Here is a 14,093-nt window from a genome sequence, read left to right on the forward strand (position 1 = left end):
ATTACACCAGCCGTCCCGGCGAACGCAGATAGTCCGCCTTGATTTTTTCGACGATCCAGTAGGCGGTCGCGCCCACGGTGCCCGTCGGGTTGTAGCCCGAGTTTTGCGGGAACAAGGCCGCGCCCGTGACGAACACATTGGGCACGTCCCAGCTTTGCCCGTAGCGGTTGACGACGCTGGTGTCGGGGTTGTCGCCCATCGCCGCGCCGCCGGTCAGGTGGGTCGACTGATAGGCGGTCGCCGAGAAGGGGCGTTTGCGCGGACCGGGCTCGGTGCGGACCACACCTTTCATCGCGCGGCCGATCGCGTCACCCTTGTCGGTCAGGAACGCCGACATGCGGATGTCGTTGTCGGGAAAGTCATACGTGATGCGCAGCAGCGGCAGGCCCCAGGCGTCTTTGTATGTCGGGTCCAGGCTCAGGTAGCCGCCGCGCCACGGCTGCGCCGAGCCGGTGATGGTGATGGACGCGGAGTGGTTGTAGTAGCGCTTGACGGCCTTTTTCCAATCCGCGCCCCAACCGGGCGTGCCCTTGGGCGTGGGGTGGTAGCCGATGGGCGCGCCGCTGACCACCTGGATTTGCAGATAGCCGCCGCCCACGAAGCCGTGCGGGCCGTGATCGAAGTTGTCGGCGCTGAAGTCGTCCATGGTCACGGCCACCGCGCCCGCGCCCATGAAGGGGTTGATGTTGACCGATTCATCAAAGAACAGGTTCACGCCCGAGGTGGTCTGGTGCGTGTAGTTGCGGCCGACCACACCGGTGTCGGTGGCCGGATCGTAGGGCTTGCCGATGCCCGACAACAGCAGCAGCCGCACGTTATTGATGCCAAACGCGCACAGGACGACGATCTCGGCGGGTTGGAACACCTCTTCGCCCGCTGCATCCACGTAGGTCACGCCGCGCGCGCGCTTCTTGTCTTCGGTCAGTTCCACGCGCAGCACGTGCGCGCCGGTGCGGATTTCGAAATTCTCCATCTTCAACGCAACCGGCAGGATGCAGACCTGCGGCGATGCCTTGGCGAAATGCTCGCAGCCAAAGTTGGAACAGAAGCCGCAATACACGCACGCGCTCATGTGCAGGCCCTCGGAATTGACGTAGGGCCGGGTACAGAGCGCCGAGGGTTGCACGTAGGGGTGGTAGCCGAGCCCGCGCGCGGCTTCGCCGAACAGCGCGGGGGCATAGGGCACCTTCATCGGCGGATTGGGGTAGGGGCGCGAGCGCCAGGGCTCGAAGGGGTTGCCGCCTTCCTGCTTTTGGCCCTTGATATTGCCGGCCTGGCCCGATGCGCCGATCAGGTAGTCGTAGCGATCGAAGTAAGGCTCCAGCTCGTCATAGGTGAGGGGCCAGTCCTGGCAGGTGAGTTCCTTGTCGAAGATGCCCGCGCCATAGCGTTCGGTGTAGTGGCTGCGGATGCGGAAATCCGTGGGGTCGAAGCGGTAGTAGGCGCCCGACCAGTGATTGCCCGCGCCGCCCAGATGCGTGCCGGGGTAGGCGAATTGCCATCGGCGCATCGGCAGCGCTTTCTGGTCAGTGTTGTTGCGGAACGTGAAGGTTTCGGTGGCCGCGTCCTGGTGCAGTTCGTGGCGGCGGGTGTATTTGAGCTCATCGTGCACATTGGGGCCCTGGAAGTCGGGCGACGGCCAACGCGCCTGGCCGCGTTCCAGCACGACCACCTTCTGGTTGGCGGCGGCCAGCTCCTTGCCGATGATGGATCCGGTCCAGCCGCCGCCAATGATGGCGACGTCCACGGCAGGTAAGGTTTTAGCCATGCTTGTCTCCCGCATTCATCGTGTGGCCCTTGGCATTCGCGATCGACACGGGCTTGCCCGCCCAGATGACGCCGTGGCGTTCGATGTCGTTGGAGAACGAGGCATACGCGCCGGGAAAGCCGACCAGCTTCCAGCCGACCATGTCGACGTTGCCGCCATACAGCGGGTCCGAGAAGAAGCCTTCGATGGTGGCGTCCAGCATGGCTTGGAAGAACACGTCGGAAGGCAATGGAGAAAAATCGACCTTGCCTGCCTGCAAATCATGAAGCCAGGCATCTTGCCTGGCTTCGTCGAGTTCCGCGTAGGGTTTGCCGTCTTGCTTGCGGGTGGCGGCATCCAGGGCGGCCAGCCCGCGACGGAACATTTCCGCCGGCGTGAAAGACAGCTGATAGCCCTGTTCGGGCGTGCCTTTTTCAAAAGGTCCCTGGCGATAGAACTGGGCGCCCGCGCCCCACGCGCCGGCCAGTTGGCCGTCGATAAAAAACGTGACGCCAGCTTCTTTTGCGCCAGGGCCCAGTTCGTCTGCGGGAATCAGGCGAGCGGCAATTGCGTCCATCGCGCGCGCTTCCGCCGTGTTGAAGAATTGCAGCGTGCGCGCAGCGCCAGATGCGGTGGCGGCCTGGCCTTCAATGCTGCCGGCCGCCGCAGCCGGCGCCGACGGTGCGCCCACCGCCTTGGCGGCCCAGGCCGCGCCGGGCACGCCGACGGCCAGGGCCTTGAGCAAGCCACGCCGGCCTGCCACCGGCTGGTCGCTTGCGGGTAAATCCTTAGGGGATTGATCGTCCATGCATCGCTCCAGTGTCAGGGCAGGCACGCTACTTGCCCATGAGTTGAAAGAGATCCGTACCAAATCGTTATCCGCTGGCAATTAGTTTGTCACTGTTTTCAACTGGGAGACAACGATGAAAAGCCACAAACTGCTACTGCTATGCGCCATGCTGGCGACGCTGCCCTGGCAGATGAGCACCGCTCAAACCACGCAGACCACGCTGGTCGCCCAGGCGGGACCGCCGTCGATGCCCATGCCCACCGCCGACGAGAAAACCGCGCCCGCCAACGCGATCGGCAAGCCGGTGCCGGGTGCGCAGACCGGGGACGAGAAGAAAATGCCATCCACTGAAGAAACGGCCAAGAGGCCCGATGCGCGGTCGATGGACTCGAACGCGCCGCCCAAGGGAGAGCCGGACCCGCGCCGCGCGACACCCGAATCCGGATCGACACGCGGCACGCAAACGCCTGCCGGCAAGGCGGGGGCGCCCGACAATGCAGGCATGCCCGGCGCGGGCGCCACGTCGGGCTCGGGTGGCGGCGCGGATACTCGCTGATGTCCGGTGCGTTCGACGAACGCGGGCGTGTCACAAGCACTTTCAGGTATCATTTCAGGTTCCTGTAAGAACGAGAGCATGGCGGTGTTCGTCGAACGGTTGCGCTGGCAGCCTGGCGGACACGGCCTCTTATGAACGAAGACCCCCCTCCTAGCAGGGCGCCTTGGCGCCCGACTTTTCTTTCCGTCCCCCGAATGGCCGTCGATTTTTCACGGCGCGCCCGTTCGATTGGCATCGTGCATGCCGCCACGCAACTCGCGTGTCGCGCTCCGCCTGGCCGCATCCATTCCCCCCTTGAAGACCACGCTTTTCTTTCTCAGCAAGGCGGCGCCGTCGCGCGCGCTCGCCCGACTTTCGCGGATCAACGATGATTTTTGATTGGATGAACGACCCCACCGCCTGGCTCGGCCTGGCGACGCTGGTGATACTTGAAATTGTTCTGGGCATCGACAACCTGGTGTTCATTGCGATTCTGGCCGACAAGCTGCCGCCCGAGCAGCGCAACCGCGCGCGCCTGATCGGCCTGAGCCTGGCGCTGGTCATGCGCCTGGGCCTGCTGGCCAGCATCGCGTGGGTGGTGACGCTGACCGAACCGCTGTTCACCGTGCTGGGCAGCGAGATTTCCGGACGCGACCTGATCCTGATCCTTGGCGGCTTGTTCCTGCTCTTCAAGGGCACGATGGAACTGCATGAGCGCGTGGAGGGCAGTGCGGGCCATGACGCCGGACAGAAGGTGCAGCACGCCATCTTCTGGCAGGTCATCTTGCAGATCGTGGTGCTGGACGCCGTGTTCTCGCTGGACTCCGTGATTACCGCCGTGGGCATGGTGCAGGAACTGAGCATCATGATGATCGCCGTGGTGGTGGCCATGGCGGTGATGATGGTCGCCAGCCGCCCGTTGATGGCCTTCGTGGGCCGTCACCCGACCGTGGTGATCCTGTGCCTGGGCCTGTTGCTGATGATCGGTTTCAGCCTGGTTGCCGAAGGCCTGAACTTCCATGTGCCCAAGGGTTATCTGTACGCCGCCATCGGTTTTTCCATCCTGATCGAGTTGTGCAATCAGCTGGCCCGACGCAATCGCGCCAAAGGCACGCACGCACTGGGCCGCCGCCAGCGCACCGCGCAGGCCGTGTTGCGCCTGCTGCGCGCTGAACGCGCCGGCAAGCCGGGCCAGCAGGTCGACGACATGGCGGCGCTGGTGGACGGCGCAGGCGATGAGCCCGCGTTCGCACCCGAGGAAAGTTCCATGATCGAACGCGTGCTGTCGGTGGGCGCGCATGATGTGCGCTCCATCATGGTGCCCCGTGGCGACATGACGTGGTTGGACGTCGCCGATACGCCCGACGTGGTCGTGCGCAAGTTCGCTACCGGCCACTCGCGCCTGCCGCTGTGCGCGGGCGACGCGTCCAACGTGCTGGGCGTGCTGCATTTCAAGGATGTGCTGCCGCTGTTGCGTAACCCCGGTCCGATCGACCTGGTGGAACTTGCGCGCGAGCCGCGCTACGTGATGGAAACCACGCCGGTGCTGAAGATTCTGGAAGAGCTGCGCGCCTCGCGCGATCACATGCTGATCGTGGTGGACGAGCATGGCGTGTGCGAAGGCCTGGTGACGCCGATGGACGTGTTGACCGCCGTGGGTGGCGAACTGCCCGAGCACAGCGAAGACCAGCCCGAAGCCTTGCAGTTGTCGGACGGCTCGTGGTTGCTGGAAGGCGCCTTGTCGGTCAGCGAGGCGGCGCGCCTGTTGAACACGCCGGGGCTGGTCGAGGACTATCCCGACGCGACGCTGGCAGGTTGCGTGCTGCGCGCGATGGGCCGGTTGCCCGATGCGGGCGACACCATCCGCATGCATGACTGGAGCTTCGAGGTCGCCCGGCGCGACGGCCTGCGTATTCATCAGGTGCACGCACGGCCTGAGAATCAGGCGGGAATGCCGGAGCATCCTGCGGTCCATCCGTCGTGACGTCAGGGTTGCGGCCGACCTAGCTGCACACGCGGCGCCACGGCGCGATGCCGCGCGGCGGACAGTAGCCTGCGCACGGCGTTGCGATCGATGTGCCGCTTTGGCAACGCTGTTCCGGCGCCTTGTCGCCGTACGGCACGGTGCCCTGGCAGTCGCAGCTGGCCAGGCCCGCGCCCGATGGCAGCTTGCTGGGGGCAGGCGCGGGGGCAGGGGTGGCCGCCGCGACGTCCTCTGCGGCGTTGTCATCCGCTTCGACCACGGCGCGCACCTTGGCGACCGTCATGTTGCAGGTCTTGGCTATCGCCTTGACCGATTTGCCTTCGTCCGACAGCGAAATGATTTTTTTATCGCTGCATGCGGCCTGCGTCGGCGCGGCGTAAGCGCCGAAGAGAGCCAACAGCAGCAATGCCGGAAGTAAGGGATGGCGCCAGCTCATTACGCATCTCCAGCATATTGAATCGGTGGACAAAATACGCCATGCGCCCGATGACCGATGGCTGATCCTCGATGGCCGATGGCGCGTGCAAGTTTGCGTAGACCCAGGCGCGGATGGCGCGTAGCCCTGCGTGCGGCCTAGCGTAGTGCCCGCGTTTCCGCAGTGTCAATGCGACCCGATTAAATAAGAGGACGTGGCCAAAAGGCTTGGTAAACAAGCACTTATGAGCCCGCACCAGACCGGATTGGCATGCTGATGCGGGCGATTGGACAAAGAGGATGAGCGGACTAGGCGGCCATTGGATGCGCGGCAACGGCCGCTTGCGCCGACGCGCGCGCCGCCTGCAATGCGGCGTCACCACGCGCCGTGCCTTGCACTGAAAAGAACGTCACGTTCTTCAAGCCGATCGTGCCCAACACGTGCGTGAGGTACGGCGTGAGGAAGTCGGGTTGGCGCGCCGCCGCGCCCGAGAATTCACCGCCTGACGAAACGGCGACATACACGGGACGGTCGGGCAGATTGCCGATCTTGCCATCCGGCGTGATGCGAAACGTGCTGCGCACGCGCACCACATGATCGATCCAGACCTTCAAGGACGCCGGCACGGTGAAGTTGTGCATCGGCGTGGCGATGACGATGTGGGTGGCGTCGCGCAGGGCGTCGATCAATTGGCTGGACTGGCGCAGCGCGCCGCGCGCCAGCACCTCGTCTGCCGGATCGGCGGGCGCGCTCAACGCGCAAGCGTAATCGTGGTCCACATGCGGCAGGCGGGTCGCGTCGATCTCAACGATGGTAGGCGCCGCGTCGCCCGACGCATCGACCAGCCGCTTGATGATGTGTTCCGACAGGCGATGGCTTTCCGAGGCACGGCCACGCGGGCTGCAAAAAATGTGAAGAATGCTCATGCGGTGAGGGTATTCAGGTTCTTGCTGAAGTGCAGGGCGCTACTGAGCAGGCCCTGGCGGAAGTAGAAGCGCTGGGCCAGCGAATTGGCCAGACCGGTATCCAGAACCAGCCTGGCGCAACCGGCCTCGCGTGCGATGGCGTCCAAGGCGTGCAGAAGGCGCGCGCCCCAGCGGCCACCCCGGCGCGTATCGTCCACGATCAGGTCGTCGACATACAGGAAGCGGCCGTAGATGAGGTTTTCCTGAAAGCGGTAGCCGGCCAGCGCCACGGCTTGATTGGCGTTCATGCCGGCAAGCAGGCGATAGCTTTGATGGCGCATGCGCGCGATGCGGGCGACGAAATCGTCGGCCTCCATCAGGTGCGGGCGCAACTGGCGCATCAGCGGCAGGCAGGCGCGCAAAGCGTCTTCGGTCTCGATGTGTTGCAGGTCGGTGTCGGTCATGAGGGTTCGGTGATGCGATGGGGCGGGTGAAGAACAGCCCCCATCGTAAAAAGCCCATGCCATAATTTGAAGAGCCATAAATTGAACTTTAGACTATGCCATGATCGCGCGCCCCGATGCCTTGCCGCCCCTTCGAGAAGGCAGCGCCGACCCGCTGTACCGGCAGGTCTATGAACGCTTTCGCGGCGCGATTGCCGAGGGCACGCTCAAGCCCGGCGACCGCATTCCGTCCGCCCGCGCGCTGGCCAAGGAAATGGGCGTGGCGCGCGGCACGATCGAGGTCGCGTACTCCCTGTTGAGCGCCGAAGGCTACATCCAGGCGCGCGGCCAGGCCGGCACGATCATTGCGCCCGACCTGCAACCGCAAGCCGCTGCGCCCGCGGTGGCGACGCCGGTCCAGGCGGCCGACGACGATCACGGCTGGCATCGGCCGGCACGCATCCTGCCTTTTCAGATGGGCATTCCGGCGCTGGACGCTTTTCCTCGCAAGTTGTGGGCGCGCTTGGGTGCGCGTCAGTTGCGCGGCATGCAACCCGCCGACCTGTCTTATCCACCCGCCGATGGGCAAGAGAGCCTGCGCACAGCGCTTGCCGCCTACCTGCGCGTGGCCCGTGGCATTCATTGCCAGCCGGCGCAGGTCTACATCACGTCGGGCTACAACTTCACGATGCAGCTGATCATCCAGGCTTTGCTGACGCCGGGCGACCAGGTCTGGGTGGAAGACCCCGGCTATCCGCCCACCCGCGCGCTGCTGGCGCAGGCGCGGCTGGACGCCGTGCCGATACCGGTGGACGCCGACGGGCTGATGGTCAGCGAAGGATTGGCGCGCGCCGGGCAGGCACAGGCGGCGGTCGTGACGCCCGCCCATCAAAGCCCGCTGTCCATGTCCTTGTCCTTGCCCCGTCGGCAAGCGCTGCTGGACTGGGCCGAGCGCCGTCAGGCATGGATCGTGGAAGACGATTACGACGGCGAATACCGCTACGTCAGCCGTCCGCTGCCCGCGCTGAAGAGCCTGGATGTGCAGGGACGCGTGCTGTATGCGGGGTCGTTCAGCAAGGTGCTGTTCCCCGGCATGCGGCTGGCCTACCTGGTGGTGCCCGAAGCGCAGGTGCCGCGCTTTGACCGCATCAGCCGCCTGCTGTCGGGCGGCGCGGCCGTGTTCAATCAGGCGATCCTGACGGCCTTCATCAGCGAAGGGCATTTTGGCCGGCATATCCAGCGCATGCGCCGCCTGTACAGCGAGCGGCGCGCGGCCACCGCGGCCGGCCTGAGCGCGGCGCTGGGCACGCGCATGCGAATCGAACCGCAGCCGGGCGGCATGCATCTGGTGGCGCGCATGGAAGGCGGGCAGCGCGATCAGGCGTTGGCCGCGCGCATGCTGGAACAGGGCTTGTACGCGCACCCGCTGTCCCGCTGGTCGACGCTGCCCGATCCGCAGGCGGGGCTGCTGCTGGGCTTTACCAACATCGCCTCGGAAAGCCAGGCCTACGATTACGGCCTGCAAATCCGCGCGCTGATGTAGCGCCCGGCGGCGTTCAGGCCAGCCCGGCCTTGTCCAGCCCGTAGGCGGCGTCGACCGACCCCGGCACGGTGCGAAACGCCACGTTCAGGCGGTTCCAGCCATTGATGGCGACGATGCGGAACGTCAGGTCCGAGATCTCCGATTCGGTCAGCTGTTCACGCACCTGTGCGTAGACGTCGTCGGGCACGCCGTGGGCGGGCAGGGTGGTCAAGGCTTCGGTCCAGGCCAACGCGGCCCGTTCGCGCGGCGAAAACAAGGGTGAATCGCGCCAGATGGCGATGTGATGCAGCCGCAGTTCGCGTTCGCCGCGCAGCTTGGCTTGCTTGACGTGCATGTCCAGGCAAAATCCGCAGCCGTTGATCTGCGATGCACGGATATCGATCAGGTCGCCGAATGCTTCGATGACAGGCACTTTTTTCATCGCCGCGCTGAAGTCCATGTATTTCTTGGACAGTTCCGCCGACGCCTGGAAGTAATTCAACCGCTGGGTCATGAGCCTACCTTTTAAGTCACTGAGGATGAGGGAATCAGGAACCCGTAGGATGCGGCAGATTGGCCCACGCAAAAAGTGCCATAAATGGTGTTTAGTTCTAGGCCATGCGCGGCGCCCATGACGCTTGAATCGCGCGCGCGCCCCGGCTATAAGCTTGATCCAGGGGCTGAACCCCCACGCCCCGACTGACCAAGAAGCTCACGTCCATGCCGCACCCCCCATCACACGACGAACACGTCGCCAACAAGCCCGCCACCGACGAACGCGCGGCCCCGGGGCGAGGCTCCTGTCTGGAAGTGTTCCTGATATTTTTGCGGCTGGGCCTGACTTCGTTCGGCGGCCCCGTGGCGCATCTTGCGTACTTCCGCACGGAATTTGTCGACCGCCGGCACTGGCTGGACGACTACGCGTATTCCGATCTGGTCGCGTTGTGCCAATTCCTGCCCGGACCGGCGAGCAGCCAGGTCGGCATGGCGATCGGGCTGCGCCGCGCCGGCTGGTTGGGGATGGCGGCCGCGTGGCTGGCGTTCACGTTGCCGTCGGCCCTGGCGCTGATCGGCTTTGCAATAGGGCTGGCCCACTTTGGGTGGTTGTCCGGCTCGGCGGTGATCCATGGATTGAAGATCGCGGCGGTGGCAATCGTGGCCCAGGCGGTCTGGGGCATGGGCCGCACGCTCTGTCCGGACCGCCCGCGCGCCGGGCTGGCCGTGGCGGCTGCCTTGATTGCCATCGTGCTGCCCAGCGCGTGGGGTCAGATCGGCGCCATCGCCTTGGGCGCGGTAGTGGGGATGGTCGTGTTGCAATTGCCGCCTCGCCCGATCCTGGCCAACCCATCTGCCCCCATATCGCGCGGCGCGGCCTATGTGGCGTTGACCTTGTTCGTGGCCTTGCTGGCGGGTTTGCCCGCCTGGGCGGCCATATCGGATTCCACCTTGGTCGCGCAGATAGCCGGTTTCTATCGCGCCGGCGCATTGGTGTTTGGCGGCGGGCACGTGGTGCTGCCTTTGCTGGAATCCACGGCGGTGTCTGGCGGGATGGTGTCCAACGCGGACTTCCTGGCAGGCTATGGCGCGGCGCAAGCCATGCCGGGGCCGCTGTTCTCGTTTGCCGCATTCCTGGGCGCTTTGTCGTCCGGCCCGCTGACGGGCTGGGTAGGCGGCCTGGCGCTGTTGGCGGCCATCTTTCTGCCGGGCGCCTTGCTGGTCGTCGGAGCCCTGCCGTTCTGGGAGAGCTTGCGGCGGCGTCCCGGCGTGCGCAATATTCTTGCCGGCGTGAACGCCAGCGTTGTCGGCATTTTGCTGGCCGCGCTGTACGACCCGGTGTGGATCAGCGCGATCCTGAACAGGTCAGACTTCGGCCTGGCCTTGCTGCTGTTCGCGCTGCTGGTCTACGCCCGCTGGTCGGCCGTGTGGGTGGTGATCCTGGCGGCGGCGGGCGGCTGGGCCCTGGCTTTCCTGGCGTAAGACTAGGACTGCCAGCGCGGCGCGCGCTTTTGCAGGAAGGCGTCGATGCCTTCCGACGCGTCGGCTTCCATCATGTTGCGCGCCATCACATCGCCCGCATAGTCATAGGCGTCGGCCAAGGCCATCTGGCGTTGCTTGTAGAACATCTGCTTGCCGTAGCGAATGGCGCTGGGGCTCTTGGCCAGGATGTCGGCCGCCAGCGCGTTGACGCGCGCATCCAGCTCGGCTTCGGGCACGGCATGGTTGATCAAGCCCCAGTCCTGCGCCTGCGCGGCATCGATGAAGCGGGCGGTCACCAGCATTTCAAAGGCGCGCTTGGCCGACACATTCCGGCTGAGTGCAACGGCGGGCGTCGAGCAGAACAACCCCACGTTGATGCCCGAGACCGCGAATCGCGCCGTGTCAGCCGCCACCGCCAGGTCGCAACTGGCCACCAGTTGGCAGCCCGCCGCCGTCGCGATGCCTTGCACCTTGGCGATGACGGGCATGGGCAAGGCTTGCAGACCCTGCATCACGCGGCTGCATTGCCGAAAGAGGGCGCGGTAGTAATCCAGGCTGGGCTGGCTGCGCATTTCACGCAGGTCATGGCCGGCGCAGAATGCCCGGCCGGCAGATTCCAGCACGACGCAGCGCACGGCATCGTCGCTGGCCAACGCGTCGATCTCGTGCTGCAAGGCGGTCAGCAGACCTTCAGACAAGGCGTTGAATTGCGCCGGACGGTTCATGCGCAACGTGACGACGCCGCTTTCCGATGTGCGCAGCAGCAGCGCGTCGTGGTTCAGGGAATCCGTGGCCATGTCGTTTCCTGGAAAGTCGGTTTCCAGGATACTAGCGCAAGCCAGGCGGGCGCCGGGCCCTCCCGATCAGGCGCGCAAGCGCCGCGCGATGCCCGGCGACGCGCACAACAAGGGCGCAACGATGACCAGGCCGATCAGCGCCATGGCCGCTTGCGGCGCCATGCCGCTATCGAGCAGCACGGTGGCGACGACGGCCGACCCGCTCATCTGGAACAGCCCATAGACGGCGGCGGCGGTGCCCGCGCGTTCGGCGAAGGGTTCCAGCGCCAGGCTCAGGCCGGAACCCAAGGCCAACGAAAAGCCCACCGTCAACACGACGACAGGCAGCATGAACACCCAGGCCGCTTGCGGCAGCCACCACCACGCGGCGGCGTGCATGGCCGAGGCCAGCAGCAACGCGACCATGCCCACGCGCACCATCGTGTGGCGGCCAAAGCGCGCGATGAAGGTCGGCGCCAGGAAGAAGGCCGCGATGTTGATCGCCGCGTTGCCGCCGAACCAGGCGGAAAATCCCAATTCGGAATAGCCCAGCTGCTGCACCAGCACCACGGGCGCGGCCGCTACGAACACCAGAATCATCGCCATGCCCGCCATGCCGAACATTGCGAAATACAGGAAGCGCGCGCTGGCAATGATGGGCAGATAGCGCGGCAGGCTGTAGAGCGCGCCACGCGGGCCGCTCGGGGGCACGCGCGTTTCTTCGAAACGCCGCGCCAACAGCAGCATCAAGGCCAGCGCAAACACCACCATGAAGACGAAGGTGCTGCGCCAGCCCGCGTGCACCGCGAGCGCGCCGCCCAGCATCGGGGCCAAGGCCGGCACGGAGCACAATGCGCCGTTCAGATAGCTGTACACGCGCGCGCCGACGGCGGGGCTGAAGCGGTCGCGTACAGCGGCAAACGCCACCAGCGACGCCGAACACGCGCCCAGACCTTGAATCACCCGAGCCACGTAGAACACGTCCAGCGATGTCGCGGCCGCGCCCAGCGCGGACCCGGCCAGATAGGCCAACGCGCCGCCCAACGCCACGGGGCGGCGGCCGTAACGGTCGGCCAAGGGGCCGATCAGCATCTGGCCCAGCCCGACCGCGAAGATGAACAGCGTAATGCTGGCCTGCAACGCGCTGACGGGTTCGCCAAACCCGGCGGCCATGGTGGGCAGGGAGGGCAGGTAGATGTCGATGCCCATGGGCGTCAACGTGACCAGGCCCATCAACAGACCGATCAGCCAGCGCTGGCTGGAGGAAGGTGAAGCAGACTTCATCGCAAGACTCGGGGATGCATTGTGCATCCGGGAAAACCCGATATTATCCACGAAGGCAGGAACAGGCCGGCGACCATTTGGCGGTACGGCCATGCCCGGCAGTAGAATATTTCCCCATGAGCACACCCGCGTTTCGTCCCCGCATCGTCATCCTCTACTGCACCCAATGCCAGTGGCTGCTGCGCGCAGGCTGGATGGCGCAAGAGCTGCTGTCCACATTCGGCAACGACCTGGGCGAAGTCGTGTTGCAGCCCGGCACGGGCGGCATTTTTCAGATCACCTACAACGGCGATCTGATCTGGGACAGAAAGAGCGACGGCGGCTTTCCGGAGGCCAAGGTCTTGAAGCAACGGGTACGCGACCGCCTCGATCCCACGCGGCCGCTGGGCCACATCGATGGCCACGCCGCCGCCCCGGTCCTGGGCGCGGCGACCGACTCCGACGAATGAATCGGGCGGGTGGGGCGGACATCGGTGGGGGAAGAATACCGATGTTGCGCGCCATCACGGCTTGATCGCCACCTGCGGCGTGCGCAACCGCAGGGCAATTGCGAACAGCACCAGGCAGATTCCCGCCATCAGCATCCAAGCCGGCCGCAGCCCCGCAAGATGTTGCCGGATCAAGCCGGCCACGAACGGAAACAGCGCAGCGATCAGATAGCCCACGCCCTGCACGAACGAGGCCAGCCGACCGGCTTCCGAAGGTGTGGCCGCATGGTCCATCGTCACGATGAGCGACAGCGGGAACAGCGCACCGATGCCCAGGCCGGACAGCACGGCGGCGGGCCATGCCAGCCGGGCGGGCGCCATGATCAGGCCCAGCAGCCCGAGCGTCAGCAATCCGATGGCCACGAACAGCGCTACGCGGCGATCGGACAAGCGGCCAATGGCCAGCGACACCGCCAAGCCCGCCACGATTTCGGCCACGGTGACCGCGCCCAGCAACTGACCAGCCGCGACCGGCGTCCACCCCAACGCCGTGTAATAAGGCGGCAGCCACGCCAGCACCAGCGTGTAGGCGCCTGTGCCCAAACCGAAAAATACCGCCAGCAGCCAGCGTCGCGAACGTGGGGTGCGCGCCAGCCCTGCCGTGACAGACGCATTCGCCGGATGGGCTGCGGCATGACGGTTTACTAGCAACCAGCACAACAGCGCTGCCGCCGCAGGCAGAGCCCAGGCCGCCAGCGCCCATGGCCAGCCCGCCCGCTCGGCCAGCACGGGCGCGGCCACGCTGGCCACCGCCGCGCCGCCCATGATGGCGGTCGAGTACAAGCCCATGATCGCGCTGGCGCTCGTGGGGAATCGCGCGCGGATGTAGTAGGGCAGCAATGCCTGCGTCACGGCGATCCCGAGCCCGGCGATCACTCCCGTGGCCAGCATCAGGTTCGCCTCGCTGGCCCATAAGCGGCAGGCGGTGGCCGCCATGACCAGCGCGACGCCGACGGCGATGCCGCTTTGCTCGCCGATCCAGCTGCGCAACGGCGCGACGCCCAACGCGCCCAGGCCCATTACGAAGACGGGCAGCGCCGTCAACAAGCCCGCCGCGCTGTCGGTCATGCGCGTGGCCGCTTGCAGCAGGTCGAGCAGAGGAGGGACGGAGGCGAGAACGGGGCGCAGATTCAAGCCCACGAGGATGATGGCGGCAACGCGCCAGGCATTCAAATAAGTCGATGACACAACAGCTCCAGGGCCGGTGGCGCGCAGCATGCGTAGCCC

General features: G+C 65.8%; 14 protein-coding genes. 5 read left to right on the forward strand and 9 right to left on the reverse strand.

Features of this window, described 5'->3' with window-relative positions:
• Nucleotide 1: 1 nt before the first annotated feature.
• On the reverse strand, nt 2-1,768 hold the full coding sequence (locus API01S_RS05390; protein ID WP_006219561.1) for a GMC family oxidoreductase: 1,767 nt from the start codon (nt 1,766-1,768) through the stop codon (nt 2-4).
• On the reverse strand, nt 1,761-2,555 hold the full coding sequence (locus tag API01S_RS05395) for a gluconate 2-dehydrogenase subunit 3 family protein (RefSeq protein ID WP_061303470.1): 795 nt from the start codon (nt 2,553-2,555) through the stop codon (nt 1,761-1,763). Before API01S_RS05395 ends, API01S_RS05390 begins: the two co-directional genes overlap by 8 nt.
• 115 nt (nt 2,556-2,670) lie before the next feature.
• On the opposite strand from API01S_RS05395, the gene API01S_RS05400 reads away from it, so the two are divergent.
• Nucleotides 2,671-3,093, forward strand: a complete 423-nt coding sequence (locus API01S_RS05400; protein WP_061303471.1) for a hypothetical protein — start codon at nt 2,671-2,673, stop codon at nt 3,091-3,093.
• Nucleotides 3,094-3,460: 367 nt separating this feature from the next.
• Entirely contained in the window at nt 3,461-5,056 is a 1,596-nt protein-coding gene (locus API01S_RS05405; protein WP_061303473.1) for a TerC family protein, read from the forward strand.
• Between the two features lie 19 nt (nt 5,057-5,075).
• Here the strand turns inward: API01S_RS05405 and API01S_RS05410 are convergent, their stop codons facing one another.
• The 3 genes from API01S_RS05410 to API01S_RS05420 all read right to left on the reverse strand — a co-directional run bounded on the left by API01S_RS05410 (nt 5,076) and on the right by API01S_RS05420 (nt 6,840).
• Nucleotides 5,076-5,492 (reverse strand): hypothetical protein, encoded by a 417-nt coding sequence (locus tag API01S_RS05410; RefSeq protein WP_006219556.1) that lies wholly within the window; start codon nt 5,490-5,492, stop codon nt 5,076-5,078.
• A 287-nt stretch (nt 5,493-5,779) separates the two neighbouring features.
• Nucleotides 5,780-6,397: an FMN-dependent NADH-azoreductase gene (locus tag API01S_RS05415; RefSeq protein WP_061303475.1), complete on the reverse strand. Its 618-nt coding sequence runs from the start codon at nt 6,395-6,397 to the stop codon at nt 5,780-5,782.
• Nucleotides 6,394-6,840, reverse strand: coding sequence for a GNAT family N-acetyltransferase (locus API01S_RS05420; RefSeq protein ID WP_061303477.1), 447 nt, complete (start codon nt 6,838-6,840; stop codon nt 6,394-6,396). The genes API01S_RS05415 and API01S_RS05420 overlap by 4 nt, the downstream gene beginning before the upstream one ends.
• 100 nt (nt 6,841-6,940) lie before the next feature.
• On the opposite strand from API01S_RS05420, the gene pdxR reads away from it, so the two are divergent.
• Complete coding sequence (gene pdxR, locus API01S_RS05425; protein ID WP_061303479.1) at nt 6,941-8,362, forward strand: MocR-like pyridoxine biosynthesis transcription factor PdxR; 1,422 nt, start codon at nt 6,941-6,943, stop codon at nt 8,360-8,362.
• A 13-nt stretch (nt 8,363-8,375) separates the two neighbouring features.
• On the opposite strand, the gene API01S_RS05430 is transcribed toward pdxR, so the two are convergent.
• The gene (locus tag API01S_RS05430; protein WP_050728738.1) at nt 8,376-8,855 is read right to left on the reverse strand and encodes a carboxymuconolactone decarboxylase family protein; all 480 of its coding nucleotides are present in this window, start codon (nt 8,853-8,855) and stop codon (nt 8,376-8,378) included.
• Nucleotides 8,856-9,061: 206 nt separating this feature from the next.
• Here API01S_RS05430 and chrA point away from each other — a divergent pair, with 206 nt between their 5' ends.
• Nucleotides 9,062-10,318: a chromate efflux transporter gene (chrA, locus tag API01S_RS05435; RefSeq protein ID WP_050728739.1), complete on the forward strand. Its 1,257-nt coding sequence runs from the start codon at nt 9,062-9,064 to the stop codon at nt 10,316-10,318.
• Nucleotides 10,319-10,320: 2 nt separating this feature from the next.
• Here chrA and API01S_RS05440 read toward each other — a convergent pair whose 3' ends face one another.
• Both API01S_RS05440 and API01S_RS05445 read right to left on the reverse strand, forming a co-directional pair.
• Complete coding sequence (locus API01S_RS05440; RefSeq protein ID WP_050728740.1) at nt 10,321-11,115, reverse strand: enoyl-CoA hydratase; 795 nt, start codon at nt 11,113-11,115, stop codon at nt 10,321-10,323.
• A gap of 66 nt (nt 11,116-11,181) precedes the next feature.
• On the reverse strand, nt 11,182-12,378 hold the full coding sequence (locus tag API01S_RS05445; RefSeq protein ID WP_050728741.1) for a multidrug effflux MFS transporter: 1,197 nt from the start codon (nt 12,376-12,378) through the stop codon (nt 11,182-11,184).
• 116 nt (nt 12,379-12,494) lie between these two features.
• Between API01S_RS05445 and API01S_RS05450 the strand changes: the two genes are divergently transcribed.
• Complete coding sequence (locus API01S_RS05450; protein WP_006219548.1) at nt 12,495-12,827, forward strand: Rdx family protein; 333 nt, start codon at nt 12,495-12,497, stop codon at nt 12,825-12,827.
• Between the two features lie 54 nt (nt 12,828-12,881).
• On the opposite strand, the gene API01S_RS05455 is transcribed toward API01S_RS05450, so the two are convergent.
• Entirely contained in the window at nt 12,882-14,084 is a 1,203-nt protein-coding gene (locus API01S_RS05455) for an MFS transporter (protein WP_050728742.1), read from the reverse strand.
• Between the last annotated feature and the right edge of the window lie 9 nt (nt 14,085-14,093).

The organism is Achromobacter piechaudii NBRC 102461 (assembly GCF_001571245.1).
Taxonomy (GTDB): Bacteria; Pseudomonadota; Gammaproteobacteria; order Burkholderiales; family Burkholderiaceae_B; genus Achromobacter; species Achromobacter piechaudii.

What these genes read in the sequence shown, in the direction of transcription:
- pdxR (WP_061303479.1), top strand. Translation starts at nt 6,941, where the DNA reads ATGATCGCGCGCCCCGATGCCTTGCCGCCCCTTCGAGAAGGCAGCGCC.
- API01S_RS05400 (WP_061303471.1), top strand. Translation starts at nt 2,671, where the DNA reads ATGAAAAGCCACAAACTGCTACTGCTATGCGCCATGCTGGCGACGCTG.
- API01S_RS05395 (WP_061303470.1), bottom strand. Translation starts at nt 2,555, where the DNA reads ATGGACGATCAATCCCCTAAGGATTTACCCGCAAGCGACCAGCCGGTG.
- API01S_RS05420 (WP_061303477.1), bottom strand. Translation starts at nt 6,840, where the DNA reads ATGACCGACACCGACCTGCAACACATCGAGACCGAAGACGCTTTGCGC.
- chrA (WP_050728739.1), top strand. Translation starts at nt 9,062, where the DNA reads ATGCCGCACCCCCCATCACACGACGAACACGTCGCCAACAAGCCCGCC.
- API01S_RS05415 (WP_061303475.1), bottom strand. Translation starts at nt 6,397, where the DNA reads ATGAGCATTCTTCACATTTTTTGCAGCCCGCGTGGCCGTGCCTCGGAA.
- API01S_RS05450 (WP_006219548.1), top strand. Translation starts at nt 12,495, where the DNA reads ATGAGCACACCCGCGTTTCGTCCCCGCATCGTCATCCTCTACTGCACC.
- API01S_RS05440 (WP_050728740.1), bottom strand. Translation starts at nt 11,115, where the DNA reads ATGGCCACGGATTCCCTGAACCACGACGCGCTGCTGCTGCGCACATCG.
- API01S_RS05390 (WP_006219561.1), bottom strand. Translation starts at nt 1,768, where the DNA reads ATGGCTAAAACCTTACCTGCCGTGGACGTCGCCATCATTGGCGGCGGC.
- API01S_RS05410 (WP_006219556.1), bottom strand. Translation starts at nt 5,492, where the DNA reads ATGAGCTGGCGCCATCCCTTACTTCCGGCATTGCTGCTGTTGGCTCTC.
- API01S_RS05445 (WP_050728741.1), bottom strand. Translation starts at nt 12,378, where the DNA reads ATGAAGTCTGCTTCACCTTCCTCCAGCCAGCGCTGGCTGATCGGTCTG.
- API01S_RS05455 (WP_050728742.1), bottom strand. Translation starts at nt 14,084, where the DNA reads ATGCTGCGCGCCACCGGCCCTGGAGCTGTTGTGTCATCGACTTATTTG.
- API01S_RS05405 (WP_061303473.1), top strand. Translation starts at nt 3,461, where the DNA reads ATGATTTTTGATTGGATGAACGACCCCACCGCCTGGCTCGGCCTGGCG.
- API01S_RS05430 (WP_050728738.1), bottom strand. Translation starts at nt 8,855, where the DNA reads ATGACCCAGCGGTTGAATTACTTCCAGGCGTCGGCGGAACTGTCCAAG.